This is a genomic window from Cupriavidus gilardii, from assembly GCF_013347325.1.
Classification (GTDB): Bacteria; Pseudomonadota; Gammaproteobacteria; order Burkholderiales; family Burkholderiaceae; genus Cupriavidus; species Cupriavidus gilardii.
The window spans coordinates 1,369,263-1,387,257 of the sequence record NZ_CP054624.1 but is presented as its reverse complement, the minus strand read 5'-3'; the positions used below and the strand labels follow the sequence as shown (position 1 = coordinate 1,387,257).

At 64.8% G+C, this 17,995-nt stretch carries 14 protein-coding genes and 3 pseudogenes; 5 read left to right on the top strand and 12 right to left on the bottom strand.

All coding sequences use genetic code 11. From position 1 onward, the window contains the following. Window positions 1–319: 319 nt before the first annotated feature. A pseudogene (locus FOB47_RS06340) lies at window positions 320–700 on the top strand (citrate/2-methylcitrate synthase); the annotation flags it as partial. 198 nt (window positions 701–898) lie between these two features. On the opposite strand, the pseudogene FOB47_RS06335 reads toward FOB47_RS06340, so the two are convergent. The 3 genes and pseudogenes from FOB47_RS06335 to FOB47_RS26110 all read right to left on the bottom strand — a co-directional run. After that, window positions 899–1,227, bottom strand: a pseudogene (locus tag FOB47_RS06335) (citrate/2-methylcitrate synthase); the annotation flags it as partial. A 162-nt stretch (window positions 1,228–1,389) separates the two neighbouring features. Then, window positions 1,390–2,355, bottom strand: coding sequence for a helicase HerA domain-containing protein (locus FOB47_RS06330; protein WP_244959176.1), 966 nt, complete (start codon window positions 2,353–2,355; stop codon window positions 1,390–1,392). Window positions 2,356–2,626: 271 nt separating this feature from the next. Then, window positions 2,627–3,052: pseudogene (locus FOB47_RS26110) on the bottom strand (SIR2 family protein); the annotation flags it as partial. A 645-nt stretch (window positions 3,053–3,697) separates the two neighbouring features. Here FOB47_RS26110 and FOB47_RS06320 point away from each other — a divergent pair. Continuing rightward, entirely contained in the window at window positions 3,698–3,895 is a 198-nt protein-coding gene (locus FOB47_RS06320) for a hypothetical protein (protein ID WP_174780320.1), read from the top strand. Window positions 3,896–4,278: 383 nt separating this feature from the next. Here FOB47_RS06320 and FOB47_RS06315 read toward each other — a convergent pair whose 3' ends face one another. The 9 genes from FOB47_RS06315 to FOB47_RS06275 all read right to left on the bottom strand — a co-directional run bounded on the left by FOB47_RS06315 (window position 4,279) and on the right by FOB47_RS06275 (window position 14,307). After that, a complete protein-coding gene (locus FOB47_RS06315; RefSeq protein ID WP_244959175.1) occupies window positions 4,279–5,163 on the bottom strand; it encodes a phosphodiesterase in 885 nt (294 codons plus the stop codon). Next, on the bottom strand, window positions 5,160–6,236 hold the full coding sequence (locus FOB47_RS06310) for an ABC transporter ATP-binding protein (protein WP_174780319.1): 1,077 nt from the start codon (window positions 6,234–6,236) through the stop codon (window positions 5,160–5,162). Before FOB47_RS06310 ends, FOB47_RS06315 begins: the two co-directional genes overlap by 4 nt. Then, entirely contained in the window at window positions 6,229–7,149 is a 921-nt protein-coding gene (locus FOB47_RS06305) for an ABC transporter permease (RefSeq protein WP_174780318.1), read from the bottom strand. Before FOB47_RS06305 ends, FOB47_RS06310 begins: the two co-directional genes overlap by 8 nt. A 10-nt stretch (window positions 7,150–7,159) precedes the next feature. Beyond that, entirely contained in the window at window positions 7,160–7,993 is an 834-nt protein-coding gene (locus FOB47_RS06300) for an ABC transporter permease (RefSeq protein WP_174780317.1), read from the bottom strand. Between the two features lie 70 nt (window positions 7,994–8,063). Beyond that, a complete protein-coding gene (locus FOB47_RS06295) occupies window positions 8,064–9,086 on the bottom strand; it encodes an ABC transporter substrate-binding protein (protein ID WP_174780316.1) in 1,023 nt (340 codons plus the stop codon). Window positions 9,087–9,169: 83 nt separating this feature from the next. Then, on the bottom strand, window positions 9,170–10,255 hold the full coding sequence (locus FOB47_RS06290; protein WP_174780315.1) for a LacI family DNA-binding transcriptional regulator: 1,086 nt from the start codon (window positions 10,253–10,255) through the stop codon (window positions 9,170–9,172). 286 nt (window positions 10,256–10,541) lie between these two features. Next, entirely contained in the window at window positions 10,542–11,114 is a 573-nt protein-coding gene (locus FOB47_RS06285) for an OB-fold protein (RefSeq protein ID WP_174780314.1), read from the bottom strand. 171 nt (window positions 11,115–11,285) lie between these two features. Continuing rightward, window positions 11,286–13,259 (bottom strand): PhoX family protein, encoded by a 1,974-nt coding sequence (locus FOB47_RS06280; protein WP_174780313.1) that lies wholly within the window; start codon window positions 13,257–13,259, stop codon window positions 11,286–11,288. A 184-nt stretch (window positions 13,260–13,443) separates the two neighbouring features. Then, complete coding sequence (locus FOB47_RS06275) at window positions 13,444–14,307, bottom strand: IclR family transcriptional regulator (RefSeq protein WP_174780312.1); 864 nt, start codon at window positions 14,305–14,307, stop codon at window positions 13,444–13,446. Between the two features lie 119 nt (window positions 14,308–14,426). Here FOB47_RS06275 and FOB47_RS06270 point away from each other — a divergent pair, with 119 nt between their 5' ends. From FOB47_RS06270 to FOB47_RS06260, 3 genes are all read left to right on the top strand, one after another. Continuing rightward, on the top strand, window positions 14,427–15,686 hold the full coding sequence (locus tag FOB47_RS06270; RefSeq protein ID WP_174780311.1) for an NAD(P)/FAD-dependent oxidoreductase: 1,260 nt from the start codon (window positions 14,427–14,429) through the stop codon (window positions 15,684–15,686). Between the two features lie 73 nt (window positions 15,687–15,759). Next, on the top strand, window positions 15,760–16,734 hold the full coding sequence (locus tag FOB47_RS06265) for a Bug family tripartite tricarboxylate transporter substrate binding protein (protein WP_174780310.1): 975 nt from the start codon (window positions 15,760–15,762) through the stop codon (window positions 16,732–16,734). A 20-nt stretch (window positions 16,735–16,754) separates the two neighbouring features. Beyond that, a complete protein-coding gene (locus FOB47_RS06260; protein ID WP_174780309.1) occupies window positions 16,755–17,981 on the top strand; it encodes an amidohydrolase family protein in 1,227 nt (408 codons plus the stop codon). The last annotated feature ends 14 nt before the right edge of the window (window positions 17,982–17,995 follow it).

Below are 17,995 nucleotides of genomic sequence, written 5' to 3'. Positions count from 1 at the left end.
TGGGTCTAGGCGTCCACCCCTTTGGCCCGGGACGGTGCAGTCGAAGGCGATTAGCGTCAACGGCCTCGCGTCGATGCGGTAGGGCATGGGAGCCTCACCATTGGCCGCGGCGAATAGATGGGCATGATTGGCAAACAGGTGACGCAGAGCGTCCGGGCTGTCGCGGTCGCCGGGCATCGGGCGCACCGGGATTGGCAAGGTTGCTAGAATTTCCCCCGGGAAGCGAAATGCGTCCTCGCCGCCGAGGTCGACTAGGTCTCCGGTCCCACGGCAATATCAGCGCACTGGGTCAGCACCCACAGCGTATCGATGCATCGACTCCACGCATGGGCGCATGACAAAGGTCCTGCAGGTCGAATGCCAAAGCCTAGTCGGCCAACTTGCCAGCGCGTTCGGTGCGCAACCGGGTCAATAACCGTTGCACCTTCGCTTTGCGCAAGGGTGGAAACAGCCGGCGCACGTGGCTGAGCTTTTGCGGACAGCCATGGTTCTTCTGGTGGACTACGAATTGACGAGCTCCGCCCTTGCAGCTCGCATCACGGCATCCACGGGTGCATCCCTGCCGGCTTGCCTTCTTGGCGGACTCGCTACATTTTCCGGCCCGTTGCACGGCGATGCCTCGGGCCGAGACAAGGCGCTATTCGATGAAGTGGAACGGCAGGGCGAGGAGCAGTTGATTGCGCATCATTTGTCTACGGGGTTCGCGAAAGTTCGCAACGCACTGAAGGAGGAAGTCAGTGGGAGTCGCCCGCCACAGGGCATTCTCTGACACCGTCGCCACTGCCTGCGTATCGTGACTCGACTCAGTAAGCCCCCCGACATTTCTCGGATCACTCGGCCCTTGTGCGAATATCCATTCCCTGGAGCCGCGAGCGGCTTAAGCCGGGCGTGTAGGACCTCATCTCTCCCCCACCCTCTCGCGCACCACCCCAACATACCTCCCCTGCGGGCGTATCACCTCGCCCTACCCTAGTTGCTCCAAGCTATGTGCGAGCAATCCAATGCCCCGCGCCGTAGCAAACGTCGCGAATGCGGCATCGTCGGGTAACCGGTAATGGATAACCATGGCCCCGAGCGCGACATCGATATGGACTGCAGCCCCGTCAGCCTCGTCGCCTTCTCAATGAAGCGCGCTATCGCCTCCGGCGGATCGAGCAGGGCGAGCAAGGCGGCAGCTCGCGGATCGCCATCGGGATGCAAGTGATGACCGAAACCGGGCAAAAGCAAATGCGCGTGCGTTGCAAAACTCTTGACTCCGAGTCGCTGGACGCGGGGCGCTAGGTGCCCGAAGTTGGACTTAAGGTCGAACGACTGCAATGGGTCGGCTACGGCCGGCCGCCTCCGGCGGCGCTCCGCCAGTGATGGACAATTGCTTCCCCCGTCGCTTCGTCAGTCGACAGGCAGCGGCACACCAGTCAACAGACCTTCACGCAGCGATGAGCTGACCCCTACGATCAATGCCTCTCCTTGCCCAAGAGTTGGGAGGAACTTGGCCGCTGACGAGTCGAGGTCACCGCAAGCTTTCTCTACTACGTTCCGGTACTCCAAGCTGACACGCAACACGCGTTGGGCTGGGTTGGTTAAGAACGCTTGGATAACGTTAGGAAGCTGATCCAGGCCTCCAGGAGAAAAAAGGCATGCTAGGCTAGGCGAGTTCACTTCGCTCTCGATTCGAGAAAGCAGTGTGACACAAGCAGACTGTTCGTTCGGCGTGGGTCCACCCCAATGTGTGAGGGCTTGGTTTCCCAACCCATTCGGATATATGCATTCCTCCCATACTTGATTGGAAAGACGCATGATGTCGAAATGAGCTCCAGGACGGTTCAAGGCGATGGCATGTTGAATGCACGCCTGTTCGAACGGCTGCTTCAGTTGGCCAGCTTTTCGAACCACACCGTTGTTTGCCAGGGCGGGCGCTAGGTGAGCGACTTTGAGACTCTTCAGTGCTTCCTTCAGCTTCGGCGCCTGGACTCCGGGGCTTGGTCGTAACAGCACAAATAGGTCAGACTCGGTCAACTGCCAGTACGGGAAACTCACAAATCGGCGAGTGTCATTTGGCCCTGCGCTTGTACCACCCAAATGGACGTGGACGACTCCTGGCGCATCTTGAGTTTGGAACTCCCCTGTTGCGTCGAAGAGTATGGCTTTGCCATTGAGACGGACAATTTCCTCTACGAGTAGAGAAAGCGTCCAGCTTTTGCCTCCGCCCGTGGCGCCGAGAATGGCACAATGGCGCCCGAGAAGATGGCTCGGAGATAGAGAAACCAAGGTGTCCCGCGCATGCGGGAAGTTCGCGAGCTGTATTCGCCTTCTTTCTGGAATGTTGCCAAACTCGACAACTTGCTTGACGAGCAATGGATGGGCCGAGAAGACGTGCTGGCCTATTCTGGGAGCGACTGGTAACTAGCACGCCAGTATCAGGCTCACGCAAGGCAGATTGAAAAGCGCCAATCATTTCGAGGTACGGCTGCTCGAACGCCAGCTCGTACTTTGTGTTGCGTGGGTAAATCAGCACAGGCTTTCCGCCTGCTGTCCATTTCATTACCTCGCCTGAGGGCTCATGCCGCTGCCAGTCCACTGAGCCATGTAGCTTGTATAGGTGAAACAGATTGGGGATGGGGTCGAATGACTCTGTGTCACCAACGCGGCGGACCGTTTCGTAGGTGTAGTGGATCGCGTCAAATGTGGGTGGCACAGTTTGGGAGAAGCCATCGATCACCACGTAGCGACCTTGTCGTCCCGCCTCTTCGAAGCAGCGATCGTAGTTTGTGGTGAAAATTTTGGCGCGTGACTTCCGTTGCGATCGCCTTGCTATTCGGCGCAGGAATTCTGTATGAACCGGAAGTGGATGGTCCAAGGTGACAAAGTTTGTTGCTTCAATGATGGTCTTCTCCGCCAGAGCAATGAAGCGGACAACTGCGTCTCGGGCCCCTCCACTTAGAAAGGCTTCTGCCAATCGACACCGTGACAGTAAAGCTTCGATGTCTTGCGTCGCCGCGGGATGTCCCACAAGATTCAAGATCTCGAAGAAAGTTGGATCCGCAGGATTCATTGCCAACGCCGCAGCGTCCTGTTGAATTTGGACGCGCACCCAGAGATCTCTCATCGTCGGGGCCGTGGCACCTCCTGGAGCGGAAGGGTGAACGCAAAGAGAGGTTCCGAGACCAGATAGAACGACGAGGTTTGTGCAGAGGAGTACATCGGATAGCGCACGCTTCGCTTCCGCGATTGCAGCATCCTCGTCTTCCGTATTTCGCGCGTCTGCTGGGTCAAGTGGCGGTGGCCCTGCTGCCAGCCACCCATTAGTTCTAGAAGTTAGCGTCTTCATGGGTATATTGCGTACAGATAATTACGAGGAGGCGACGCCCTACTTATGGAGGGTCTCCTCCCAAGGTGCGCCTTGTCAGGCTGAACGATTCTCGTCGACTACTCAATATCATACTGAAGTTCATTTCCAGAGCCGTCGCAGGCATGCTCATGGTCAGTAGCGTTGCCTATACAAGATGGCGCCAGCGGTGCGCTCGGGCAGCAAAGGGGAGCATTCCCATTGCAGCAGCGGAAAGTTCTTCTATAAGGACGATACCATCAGCAGTCGACAAGGATTTGCTCATAGTACAAAACCTTAGACGCTATTGGGTCAATGATGTGAACCACGAGTTAGCGCTATATCGATGCGCCAGCTCAGCTGTAGCAGTTCATGGCGGCTTTGGTGGAGCCACATAAAGAAGGCAAGGTAATCAAGGTGCTGACTGGTGCGATCGTCCAGGATATTTTGGTTCCGGACGATGAGGCAGACGAAACCGTTCAGATTACGGTTCGTGGCGATCAACCCGTCGATGGTTGCGCCGATGTACTTGCAGCTTCAGGTTGTCGACGCTGTGCGGTATCCCACTGACTCGGCGGAGGAGGGGACGGGCACCAATTCGAAGCGCACGATCCATTACCTCGAACATCTGACCGGCAAGCAGGATCTTTAGTTGTCGATTTCTTTTGATAGAGGGGAACTCAATGGGTGTTGCCAATCAGGTGATTCGTCTGCCGACTTGACGGCCAATTCATAGCCATGGTCAACAAAGTGGAAACGCCGGCTGCCAGGGAAGGAGCAGGGAGCTTGCTGGCTTTTGTTAGCGATTTGGCGTAGTCCACTGAGCGCTTCTGGCCGATAGCGGGCGGTGGCCAGTGCAAGCCAAGTATTGAATCACGATTCGAAAAGTTGTGTGGAGAAGCGAACCGCTTGCACCCATTGCCTCCGCCCCCCATCCCATGTCCCTCAATCATTCAATCAATCAACCTCCCCTCCGAATCAAAAAACGGATACACCGGCCCATGATCCCCAATCGGCGCCGCATGCGTAACCAACCCATGCACCGGATGCCACCAGTGCAATAAAAACCCCGGCGGTTCCATGCGAAAGCGCGACTGCGCCTGCGGGTCGAGGTCTAGCGCCACCTGGTGCGCCGGGCCCGGCGCTGTCATGGCGATGGTGCCGCCAAAGCGCCGAGTGATATGCCGATGCAGATGGCCGCACAGCACGCGCTCGATCTGCGCATGGCGCCGGACCACGGCCTCTAGCAGCGCGGCGTTCTCCAAGCCCTGCTGGTCCATATGACCGATGCCAGTGTGGAAGGGCGGGTGGTGCAGCATCAGAAGGGTAGGGCGCTCCGGCGCGACGGCCAGCGCGGCTTCGAGCCATGGCAATTGGTCCGGCTCCACGCGTCCGCCGCTATGGCGCGGCACGGTGCAGTCGAAGGCGATCAGAGTCAACGGCCCCGCATCGATGCGGTAATGCACGGGCGCGTCGCCATCGCCTGTAGCGAACAGATAGGCGTGATCGTGGAACACGCGGCGCAGTGCGTCGCGGCTGTCGTGGTTGCCCGGCATCAGGCACACCGGGATAGGCAGTGTCTCCAGAATGCCTCGCAGGAAGCGATATTCGTCCTCACTGCCAAAGTCGACCAGGTCGCCGGTTACAACGGCGATGTCGGGGCGTTGGGGCAATGCCATCAGCGTGTCGATGCACTGACGTAGCGCGGCTGCGGTATCCACGCGCCGGTAGGAGAGCTTGCCTCCGGCCTTGATATGCAGGTCCGTGATATGGGCGACGAGGTAGGGCGCCGCCTGGGAGGCGGGTTGGGAAGCGGGTTGGGAAGCGGGCTGCATCATGCGGCGCTCCGTGCGGGCTCGGTGGGCACCGTGACCAGATGGCTGGTATCGATGCGCAGGCCAACGCGGTCGCCGGCCGCCCAGCGGTCGCGTCGCGGGGTATCGAGCACGATCGGGGCAGGGGCGCCCACGTCGACCAGCAGCCGGGTCGCATGGCCGAGGAACAGTGCGGTGACGACGTTGCCGGTCACGTGGACATCGGGCGCGCCGGGCGCGTCGGTCAGCGACACGTCCTCCGGCCGGAACATCAGCTCGGCCTGTGCCGCCTCGATGTGTTGCGCCTCACGCGGCAACGCGCCGCCTGGCACCCGCCATAGCTGCTGATCCGCAGCTGCCGGCAAGCGGTTCATGGTGCCGATGAAGTCGGCGACAAAGGCGTTGGCCGGATTCCGGTACACCTCCTGCGGCGTACCGCTTTGCGCGATGCGTCCCTTGTCCATCACGATAATGCGATCGCCCAGCGCCATCGCCTCCGCCTGGTCGTGGGTGACGTACACCGTCGTAATGCGCAGGCTGCGCAGCAGGCGGTTGATGTCGGCGCGCAGTGCGTCGCGCAGCTTGGCGTCGAGCGCGGTCAGCGGTTCGTCCAGCAGCAATACGCGCGGCTGTACGGCGATGGCGCGGGCCAGGGCCACGCGTTGGCGTTGGCCTCCGGACAGCTGGTCGACGCGCCGGTTGGCGAAGGCGCCCAGCTGCATCATGGCCAGCATGTCGTCGACGCGCCGGCGACGGGTCTGCGCGTCGACCTTGCGCACGCGCAGGCCATAGCCGATGTTCTCGGCCACCGTCATATTGGGGAACAGGGCGTAGTTCTGGAACACCATGCCGACGCCGCGCTGTTCGATTGGCAGGTGCGTGACCGGTGTGCCGCCGAACAGCACCTCGCCGCCCGCATCAGGAAATTCCAGGCCGGCGATCATGCGCAGCGTGGTGGTCTTGCCGCAGCCCGAGGGCCCGAGCAGTACGACGGTTTCGCCGGCGCCGATGTCCAGATCCAGCGGTTCGAGCGCGCGGGTGCCGTCGGGGAACGTCTTGCCGCAGCGGCGCAGTGCGATGGTGGTGGGTTCATGCATGGCGGGGAGCCTCCGTCTGCGGCTGGGACTGCGGCGCGCTGTCCAGGCCGGCTGGTGTATTTGGTGAAGTGGTGACGGTGCCGGCGAACGGCGTGGGGGTGTCCTCTACTGGATGTCGCTGCGCGCGCGCCCCAAGTGCGGACACCATCTGCATCACCACCAGCAGCGGGATGATCATCAGGAAAAACACGATGGTGTAGGCGGAGCCGATCTCCAGCCGCATCGACGCATAGCTGTCGGCCAGGCCCACCGGCAGCGTCTGCGTGGTGGGCGTATGGAGCATCCAGGTCAGGTTGAATTCGCCGACGGACAGCGTGACGACCATCAGTGCGCCGGCGAGAATCCCTTGCCGGCAATTGGGCAGCACCACGGTGAAGAATCGCTGCATGCGCGCGGCGCCCAGGCTGGCGGCGGCATCTTCGAGCGTGCGGATGTCGATTGCCGACATGATGGCCAGCACCGAGCGGACCATGAACGGCAGCGTGAACAGGACATGCCCGATCAGGATGAAGACCCAACTGGTGCGCAGCCATGGCAGGCCGCCATACAGCAGGATCAGGCCGAGTGCCGTCGCTAGGCCGGGGATCGCCACCGGCAACATCAGCAGCTCCTCGATCAGCCGCGTCACGCGGCTGCGGCGCAGCGCCATGTAGTAGGCGGCCGGAACGCCGAGCATCAGCGTGCAGGCGAGGCACGCCAGCGCAATCCACAGCGACAGGAAGATGGTGTTGCGGTACAGGCCCCACACCTCCTCGACCCAACGCGTGGTCAGGCCGCTCTCCAGCCCGACAAAGATATTGTTGGTGAGGCCGGCCAGCACGGACAGCGCCACCGGCACGGTCATGAACGCGCAAACGGCGAGCGTCAGCGCCAGCTGCGCCCAAAACGCGGCGCCACGACGGTTGGTCTTCATGCTTGCGCTCCTACGCGGTAGCGGCAACCGCGTTGCCGGACAGATGACGAGCCACCGCCAGCAGCGCCCAGGTCACGGCACCGAGCAGGATCGATAGCGCGGCGGCCATGCCGAAGTTGGCGTAGTTGGTGAACTCGTTGTAGATGGTCAGCGGCAGCACGTCGAGCTGCGTGGCCAGCGTGAACGCCGTGCCGAACGCACCCATGCTGGTGGCAAAGCAGATCGCGCCGCTGGAGATCAAGGCCGGCATCAGCGCGGGCAGCATCACGTCGCGCACCACGCGCCAGCGGTTGGCGCCCAGCGAGCGGGCCGCCTCCTCGAGCGAGGTGTCGAGTTTTTCGACCGCGGCCATGACGGTCAGGATCACGCGCGGAATGGAGAAATACAGGTAGCCGACGAACAGTCCCGCCATGCCATAGGCGAAGGTCCAGCGCTCGCCGGCGAGCAGATCGCCGATCGAGGCGAGCAGGCCGTTGCGGCCGCCCAGCATGATGACCATGAAGCCGATCACGACGCCGGGGAAGGCCAGCGGAAAGGTCAGCATGGCGACCAGCACCGGCTTGCCGGGCACCGGATGCCGCTGCAGGAAGGTTCCTGCCACGCCGGCAATCGCCAGCGTAACCAGCGTCACCGAACCCGACAGCAGCACCGTGGACAGCAGGCTGTGCAGATAGCGCGGGCTGGACAGCACGGTCCAATAGACGCCGGCGCCGTCGTCGCCCGCTACGCTGACCGCCAGCAGCTTGGCCATCGGCAGGCAGAAGAACGCCAGGAAAACGATCAGCGCCGGCAGCGCGAAGACGATCAGCGTGCGGGCGGTGGGGGAAGGGGGGCGACGGCGCATGGTGCAAGTGTCTCCAACTGGAAGGAGCCGGCAAGGCGGCGGCCGGGGCGACGTGCGCCCCGGCGCGGCATCAGCGCACTTCCTTCAGGTATTGATCGCTGAAGGCCTTCTGGACTTCGGCCATCTTGCCGTAGTCGATGGTCTTGGCGCGGGCGTAGTCGGAAGCCGGCAGGAAGCGGGCCTCGACCTCCTTGGAGACCGCCTTGGCGCGTACCGGCCGCAGATAGGCATTCGCCCACAGCGCCTGCCCGGCGTCGGACAACACGAAGTCCAGCACCTTGCGGGCTTCGGCCGGGTGCGGCGCCTTGTTGACCATGCTCATGACGTAGGGCACCACCAGCGTGCCTTCCTTGGGAATCACGAAGGCGACATTGGCGCGGTCCTTGTAGCGGGCGCGATAGGCGTTGAAGTCGTAGTCCAGCAGGATGGGAATTTCACCGGACAGCACGCGCGCGTATGCGGTCTGCTTCGGCACGATCGGCTGGTTCTTCTGCAGGTCCTTGAAGAACTTCAGCGCCGGGCCGAAGTTGTCGAGCGAACCTCCCAGGGCCTGGTTGATTGCTACCGCGCCCACATAGCCGACGAAGGCGCTGGCCGGGTCGAGATAGCCGACCATGCCCTTGTACTCGGGCTTCTGCAGGTCGGCCCATGATTGCGGCACGGGCTTGCCGCGCAGCGCGTCGACATTGACCATCAGGCCGAGCGTGCCCGAATGGATCGCGAACCAGTGGCCCTGCGGGTCCTTCAGGCCGTCCGGGATGTCATTCCAGTTGGCGGGCTTGTAGGGCGCGGTCACGCCTTCCTTCTGCGCCTGGATGCCGAACGTCACGCCGTAATAGACCACGTCGGCCACCGGATTGGCCTTTTCCGCGACGATCTGGGCCAGCGACTGGCCCGAGTTCTTGTTGTCGTGCGGCACCGTGACGCCGGTCTTTTCCTTGATCGCGCGGATCTGCGCGGCCCAGTCCGCCCATTCCGGCGGGCAGTTGTAGCAGATCGCGGTTTGCGCGGCCGCGGCGTGGCTGAATACGACCGCGCCGATCGTGGGCAGCACCCAGCGCAGGCGGCGCAGCCAGGACGAAGTCGATTGCATGATGCACTCCTTTTCTAGAGACGACGGTGGGGGAAGACGACGCATGACGATGCGAGACGGGATTCGTTCTGTTGCTGGCGGCGCTAGGCCGGCGGCGCGACGGTGGCGCCGGCGCGCAACGCGTGCGGCAGCAGCGTCGCGCGCGTCAAGCCTTGATCCGGTCCGGCGCCGGCGTTGCCGGAGTCAAGCTGTGCCAGCAGGCAAGCGAGCGCGCGGGCTCCGATCTCGTTGTTGGGCTGCACGACCGTGGACAGCGGCCGCTCCAGCAGTTGGCCGAGTTCGATGCCGTCGTAGCCGAGCACGGACATGTCGCCCGGTACGGACAGTCCCAGGCGCTTCAGCACCGAAATCACGCCGATGGCCAGCATGTCGTTGGTGCAGAACAGCGCCGTGGGCGCGGACGGCGCGGTGACGAACTGCCGGATGCGCTCGACTTCCGCCGGCGTCTGCGTGGGGGTATGGGCCGGCAGGGACAGCGGCGGCAGCGGTTCTAGACCATGTGCGCGCATCGCGTCCCGATATCCCGCGTGGCGCTGCCTGGCGCGGTCCGATGCGGCGAAGGCGCCCGATACCACGCAGATGCGGCGATGCCCGGCCGCGATCAGCGTCTCCACGCCGGCGCGCGCGCTGGCGCGGTTGTCCACCGATACCGAATAGCGTTTGCCGCTGCGTGGGCCCTGGTTATACGCGAGGACATACGGCACGCGTTCGGCATCGAGCTGGTCCAGCACCGCGCTGCGGGCGGCATCGGCCACCGTCAGCACCATGCCGTCGACCCGATGGCGCAGCAGATATTCGATCCGCTCGCGTTCGCGCTGCGGGTCGTAGCGGCTGGTCACCAACATCAGCGAATAGCCTTGCGCAAGGGCCGCCTCTTCGATGCCGCGCCAGCATTCGGCGAAGACCGCGTTTTCCATCGTCGGCAGCATCACGCCGACGATGCGGGTGCGCTGGGCGCGCAGCTTGGCGCCCAGCAGGTTCGGGCGAAATCCCAGTTCGCCCGCCGCGCGCAACACGCGCTCGGCGGTGTCCTGACGGACCAGCTCCGGATTGCTGAACACGCGCGATGCCGTCGCCAGCGACACGCTCGCCGCCTTCGCGACGTTCATCAGCGTCGCGCCGTTGGGCGGCGCGGGCGTGGTGGCGATGGCGGCGGCTTTGCGAATCATTCGGCTGGAAGCGAGGCGAAGTGGAGTGAAATGAAAACGTTTTCATTCAAGCCGCAAAAAAACCGGTGTCAAGGACAACCGGTGGTGCGGCGCGCCGCAAGGAAGCCGGCGCGGTCATGCGATTCGGCATGGGAGGCCGAATGGCGGCGATTGTGCGGGGCGGAAATGACAGCGGGATGACACGCGGGCGGGAACCGGCCACGGGGCGTGGTTCATCCTGCCATCCGTCCGGGCAGGGACCGATCGAATGCCGAAAGAGGTGCCGGGGCAGTTGCTGCCCCTCGGATCAATTGGCGCCGCCGCGCAGCAGGCAACCGTCCAGCATGGGCGTGGCGTCCACCATGCCCGCACCCGTGCATTCGACCGCCACCTTCTGTCCGCGCCGGACCATCGTGGCGCGCGCTTCGACTTCGCAAACCGGCCGCGCCAGCCCGCAGTTCTGCTGGGGCAGCAGGTTCGCGCGTACCGGTTGGCCGGGATCGCTGGTGCGGATTTCGAGATAGACCTGCGTGCCGCCTTCTCGGCGAATCCCGCTGGCGACGCCTTCCACGATGAAGTAGGCGCCGCGATAACGCTGTTCGGCACTGTCGCGGTCGTCGCGATAGTCCTGCAGGATCGCGGCTGCCTGGTACACCGGCAGGCGGTCCCCGGGGCGCGCGGGGTCAATGCTGTACGGTTCCAGCGTGCCGCCGCGGTAAATGCCGGCCGCCGCGCTGGCTGCTGCGGCTGGCGACGCGTCCGCAACGGATGAGGGGGCGGCATCGCCGGCATTGTTCTGGTCGTTGCCAACCAGCCAAAGCATGGCAATGACCGCCAATACGATCAGGGCAATGGCGATTTGTCGGGTCTTGTCGGTCATCGGTAAGCGGTGAGGAGGGGGCCGGCCCTCGCGGGGCGGCGGATGCGGGAGGCAGGCGAGGGCGACAGTCTATAGGCTTATGGCGCCCGTTGAATGCGTACCCGTCGGCTACCGGTGAAATAAAAAAGCCCGGGCAATCCTCCGCCCGGGCTTCATTCCTGCCTCAACGGCTTATCCCTTCGCCAACTTCACCGAAGTCGCATCCCCGGTGATATAGCCAACGGCAGCGCCAAAGCGGTCCTTGTAGTTGGCCCGAACCAGCGGATCCAGCGTCGGCTTGACGATGTCATGCAGCGGCGATTCCCAATCGCCCGGATGCTGGAACGAACTCATGACGTAAGTCCAGCCATTGATCTCGTCCACCGCATGCAGCCCGGTCGATTCCGCGCCGGCGGGCGTCGACAACACGCGCGACAGCTTCTTCGTGTCGATGTTGTAGGCCCACAGGAAGTTGTTGACGTGCGTATTGCTGTCCTCGCCGATAAACAGCGTGCGCAGCTTTTCCGAGTACTTCAGGTTGTCCGGGGTCGCGATCCTGTCGGGGTTGGCGAAATTCCCCAGCGCATCCTGCTGCTTGAGCTTGCCGCCGCCAAAGTCCTCGGCGATCAGTTCCGGCACGGCGGCCATATCGACCGGCACCCATTCGGAGTTGATCGGCGCACCGGTGGTATCCGCTTGGCCGCCGCGCAGGTTCTGCACGTAGACCGCGCCCGAGTAGGGACCTTCGACCTTGACGTCGCCGGAGCCGTTCAGCATCGACGATTCAATGCGCGACATCGCGATATAGGCGACCTTGTCGCGCACGTTGATGGTCGTGCCTTCCCACTTGGTGAAGCCCAGGCTGCCGCCCTTGAGCGCCGCGTAGCGGTGCGTCTCGAGGAAGGCCGCGGCCTTTTCCATGCCGGGCATCAGCTTGACCCACTGGAAGCCGCCGTTGAACGGGATGCGGGTATAGCTGGCATCGCCCGGATCGGTGGTCTTGACGTCGAAGATGTCGGTGGCCTTGATGCCGCCGCGGACCAGCGCGCGGATTTCGTCGCTGGTGGCGTGGCCCAGCGGAATCCAGCTGAGCGTGGCCGAGCCCGGGCCCGTGCCCGACGTCTGGTTCCATTTGCCGACGTACAGCGTGCCCGACGACAGGTCGCGCGCGCGGTCGGCGATGAACATGAAGGCGCCGCCGTTGGTGGCATCGTCGCCCATCAGCACGGTGCGCTCATCGGGCGCGACGCAGACCAGCTCGTGCGAGATGCGGCCGAGGCAGTAGTGCTTGACGATCGAGCCGGTGCCGTCGGGGTTGACCGTGACTTCGGGCAGATGGCCGTAGTCGTAAGGCGAGGCCGCGGTCGCGTCGCCGAAGGTGAAGGTGCTGAAGCGCTGGAATTGCGTGTTCGACGCGATGGTGAAGGCGTCCGGCTCGTATTCCTCGCTCGACAGGTGCGTGTTCCACGGCGACAGGCTGGCGCCGCAGGTAATCCACAGTCCGCGGGCCGACGAGGTATCGACGTTGTGGTACTTGACCAGCGTCAGCTTGCCGGTGGCCGGGTCCTGGTCCAGCGTCAGGATCGCGATCGGCGAAGGCAGCATGCCGTAGGTCGAGCCGCCCGCCTGGTCGCGCGTGGTGTATTCGAACTGCACCACGGCGAACACCGGCTTGCCCTTGACGCCCGGCACGTTGGCGTTCGGCAGCGTCAGCAGCGAGCTGCCGTCGACGCAATCCGAGAAGAACTGGCGCTCGCTGCCGGGCACCGAGCGGTCGAGGATCGGCTGGTTGTGGATGTCGAAGTAGCCGCCGGCCACCACGCTGCCGCCCTTGCCGTCAGGCACGGTATCGCCGGTGATGAAGAAGGGCTGATAGGCGAGCTTGTAGGTCTGGCTGCTGCCGTCGCTGAACGAGACCTTCAGCTCCGAGCCCACCGTGGTGGTGGCCATCGCGGCCGGTGCGGCCAGGGTCGGCGCCGCCATGCCGATGAACTCGGCGGTGGTGAAGGTGGCGGCCGGCGTGCCGGGGTTCGGCGCGGTGTCCGCGTCGTCGCCGCCGCCGCAGCCGGCCAGCAGCGCGGCCGAAGCCGAGCCCAGCGGCAGCATCGGCGAGGTGGCAAGGAATTTGAGGAGGGTGCGGCGAGAGGGGTTCGGTGTTGGCTTCATGTTGTTGAAAGCAATCTGAAAGTTCGACGCTGCAAACGACGATGCCCGGCGGGTGGCCGGGCATCGAGGGGGGACCGCTCTGGGGGAGCGCAGACAGCATGGTAGGCAGCGTCGATGACAGTTTTTTGACAACGGCGGCGGAGGCGATTCGGCCCTTGCAGCGGCCACGCCCCGCGCAAATCGCTCAGCGCGCGTTGACGTCGCGTTCGATCGCGCGTGCCGTGACCAGCAGCTGCGGCAGCAATTGCCGCAGCGTTTCCTCGACCGTCCAGCGCGAGGTCGACACCGCGATGTTCACGGCGCCGATCGGCTCGCGCTGCCGGTTCAGGATCGCCTTGGCGATCGAGATATCGCCGATGAAGGATTCCTGGTCGTTCAGCGCATAGCCGCGTTTGCGCGCGGTCTGCAGCGCCGTGCGCAGGTCGGACAGCTCGGTGCGCGTGTGCGGCGTCATCGCGCGGCGGGGCACGCGCGCCAGCAGGCGCATCGCATCGTCGATGTCCATTTCCGCGAGGATCGCGCGGCCGGCCGCGGAGCAGTGGATCGGCAGACGGGAGCCGACGTGCAGGTCCACGCTGACCGCACGAAAGCCGGGAAAGCGCACCACATAGACGATCTCGTCGCCTTCCATCTCCATCAGGTTGACGGTCTCGGCGGTGCGTCGATTCAGGTCTTCGAGATGGGGCAGGGCGCGGTCGCGCAGCGAGTCGCTGGACAGCATCGCGTGGCTCAGGTGCAGCACCTTGCCGGACAGCGTAAACGCGCGGGTTTTCGGGTCCTGGCGCAGATAGCCGAGGGCGGTCAGCGTATGGGTGATGCGCTGCAGCGCGCTGCGGCTCAGCGAGGCATGCTGGCAGAGCTCGGTCAGGCCGACCGGGCGCCCGATGTCCGCCAGGCATTCGAGCACTTCGAAGGCCTTGCCGATCGACGCGATGAAGAGCGGATTGGCCGGCCGCGTGTCGTCTTCACCCTCGTCGCGCTGTCGGCCATCGCCGTTCGCCCCCGCGATCCGGGCTGTCGGTGCCCGCACTGCCTTCGCCGTTCCCATTCCAGGGTCTCCTCGTTAAGCTGCCCAGATATCGCATGCCGATATCCGCTATTGCGCCCGCGATAGTGAGCCACTTACATTCGAAGCCGTCAAGCCATCCACCGATCCAACAGATTTCCATGCAACATCAGAACACGCCGATCCCTCCGTCCGCTTCGTCCCGCCCGCCACGCGTTGCCGTGGTCGGCGCCGGCATCGTCGGGTCGGCGATCGCGTACGAGCTGCAGAAGCGCGGGGCCGAGGTCACGCTGATCGACCGGGACGAGCCCGGGCAGGCCTGCAGCTATGGCAATTCCGGGGCCATCAGCCCGGGCTCGGTCGCGCCGCTGGCCATGCCGGGCGTGCTGGCGTCGTTGCCGGCGATGCTGCTGGACGAACGCAGTCCGCTGTATCTGCCGCTGCCCTATCTGCCGCGCGCCTTGCCGTGGCTGCTGCGATTTATCGCGTCGGCGTCGCCGCGCCGCGTCGAGCAGGCTGCGGAGCGGCTGCATGCGATCCACGTGAATGCGGTGCAGCGGCATCTGCAGCTGACGCAGGAGATCGGGGTGCCCGAGCTGCTGGTGCGGCGCGGGCATCTGCATCTGTATCCCGATGCCGCGGCGCTGGACAAGGACGCGACGTCGTGGCGCATGCGCAAGGAGTTCGGCTACGACGTCGAGAGGCTGGACCGGGCCGGCATCGAGGCGCTGGAGCCCAATGTCGGCAGGCGCTATCAGGTCGGCATGTTCTTGCAGGACCACGCGACCATCGTCAATCCGGGCCGCTATGTGCGAGCCATCGTGCGGGCGTTCGAGCAGCGCGGCGGCAGCCGGCTGCGAACCGAAGTCCGCGCGCTGCGCCGCGCGGACTTCGCGGGCCGGCCGCGCTGGTGCGTGGTGGAGGCCGGCGGCCGCACGGACCAGTGCTTCGACGAGATCGTGGTCGCTGCTGGCGCCTGGTCGCGCCAGTTGACGGCGCCGCTGGGGCTCGACATTCCGCTGGAGAGCCAGCGCGGCTATCACGTGCAGTTCCGCGATGCGGCGCGGGTCGTATCGCGCACCGTGGTGCTGGCGGACCGCAAGGTCTTCGTGACGCCGATGGAGGAGGGGCTGCGCGTCGGCGGCACGGTCGAAATCGGCGGGCTGTCGCGTCCGCCCGATATGCGCCGCGCGGCGATGCTCGAGCGGATCGCGCGCGAAACCTTCGATGGCCTCGACGATCCGGCGCCGAGCCGATGGATGGGGCACCGGCCGTGCATGCCGGACTCGGTGCCGATCGTCGGGCCGGCCGAGGGTCATCCGGGCCTGTGGCTGGCGGTGGGGCACGGGCATTTGGGCGTCACCGATTCGGTCAATACCGCCTACCGGATTGCGGATGCGATGGTAAGCCCGGCGGCCTGACACGCTGATCCGAAAGCCGCCCAGCTCGACCGATGTCGCGTTGCCATGCTGATGTGAAACAGGGGAGCTCACGATGAAACGACGCACTTTCCTCGCCGCCTCGTCGCTAATGCTGACGACGGCGGTACCCCGGCTCGGCGCGGCCGCCGATTGGCCCGAGCGGCCGATTCGCATGGTGATCGGCTATCCGCCAGGGGGCAGCACCGATGTCGGCGGCCGGCTGCTGGCCGAGCAGTTGTCGTCGCGGCTGGGTCAGCAGATCGTCGTGGAGAACCGCCCCGGCGCCAGCGGCACCATCGGCGCCGCTTCGGTGGTGCGGGCCGAGCCGGACGGCTATGCCTTGCTGCTGGCGGCGTCGCCGGAGGTCTCGATCGCGCTTTCGACGATGAGCCTGTCCTACGATCCGCGGCGTGACCTGAAACCGGTGTCGACCGTCGGAACGGTGCCGTTCCTGCTGGTGGTCAATCCGTCGGTGCCGGCAAAGACGCTGGCCGAGTTCATTGCCTATGCCCGCGCCAATCCCGGCAAGCTCAACTATTCGTCGTTCGGCGAGAACACGTCCAACCATATGGGCGGCGAACTGTTCAAGCGGATCGCGCGCATCGAGGCGGCCCATGTTCCATACAAAGGCAGCGGCCCGTCGATCGCCGACGTGATTGCCGGCCATATCGACTACACGTTCGACACGCCGCCCGCGGTGCAGGAGCACGTCAAGGCCGGCAAGCTGCGCGCGCTGGCGGTGGCACTGCCGTCGCGGCTGCCCTCGCTGCCGAATGTGCCGACCTTCGCGGAGGCGGGCCTGCCCGACTTCAGCGGCGGCACCTGGTGGGGCCTGCTCGCGCCCGCGAAAACACCCGATGCGGTGGTCGCGCGCCTGAACCGCGAGGTCAACGCGATCCTGCAGATGCCCGAGGTGCGCCAGCGCTATGCGTCGCTGGGTGCGGTGGTGCAGGGCTCGTCGCCGGAGGCGTTCGGCCGCTATATCGACGCGGAAATCACCAAATGGAGCGAGCTGGCCAGGCAGATGGCCCCTGCCGCCAAACGATGACGACCGAGAAGGGGGAAAGCATGAGAACGCTGCTGAAACACGCCACGCTGATCGACTGCGTGGAGCCGGCCGCGCAGCCCGACAAGGCCGTGCTGCTGGAGGACGGCAAGATCCGCGAGATCTTCCATGCCGGCGATCCTGCCGGCGTGGGCGACTGCGAGGTGGTCGACCTGCACGGCGCCTTCCTGATGCCGGGCCTGTGGGACGTGCATATCCATCCCGACTACTTCCCGACGCTGATGGACATGCCCCTGCCCGACCAGGTCACGCTGTTCGGCCACAAGCTGCAGCAGGGCCTGCTCGAATCGGGCATCGTCGGCTTTCGCAGCGCGGGCGCGCACAGCTTCATCGATGTCGCGTGGAAGCGCGCGTTCGATTCCGGCCAGCATCTGGGCCCGCGCGTCTTTGCCGCGGGGCATTTCCTGACCACGACCGGCGGGCACTTCCTGACCTCGGGCCATGCGCTCGAATGCGACGGTCCCTATGGCTTCGTCCAGGCGATCCGCGAGCAGATCAAGCATGGCGTCGACCATATCAAGCTGAACCTGTCGGGCGGCATCCTGGGGCCGGCGTGGGACCTGCACCGGCACAGCTTCCTGCTCGACGACGAGATCCGCGCCGCCTTCGATATCTGCAAGCTGCGCGAATTCAAGGTGATGGCGCATGCCACCAATCCGGCCGCGGTGAAGGCCGCGGTCCGGCTCGGCGCGCATTCGATCGAACATGGCTACATCATGGACGACGAGTGCATCGAGGCGCTGGTGGAGCACGGCACCTGGTATGTGCCGACGCTGGCGATCAGCCATCTGACGCCGGGGCAGGCCACCAATATCTTCGAACGGCGCTGGTCCAGCGAACGCAATCTGGCGCACGCGCTGTGCTGCCGTGCGGAAGCCGCGGTCGAGCAGCACACCGAGGCCTTCCAGAAAGCGTTGCGGGCGGGCGTGCGGATGGCGCTGGGGTCCGATATCCGGCCGCTGAAGGACGCGGCCCTGCTGGAGCTGGGGCTATGGGTGCGCGATGGCGCCACGCCGTGGCAGGCGATTCGCGCGGCGACCGCGCATGGCGCAGCGGTCTGTGGCGTCGGCGATCGGCTCGGCACGATCGAGACCGGCAAGATCGCCGACCTGATCGTGGTCGGCGGCAATCCGCTCGAGGACGTCAACAACGTCCGTCAATTGCAGCTGGTCTTCAAGGATGGCCGGATCGTCTCGGACAAGCGCGGCCGAAGCGAGCCGCGCCAATAACGGTTGCCGTGGGG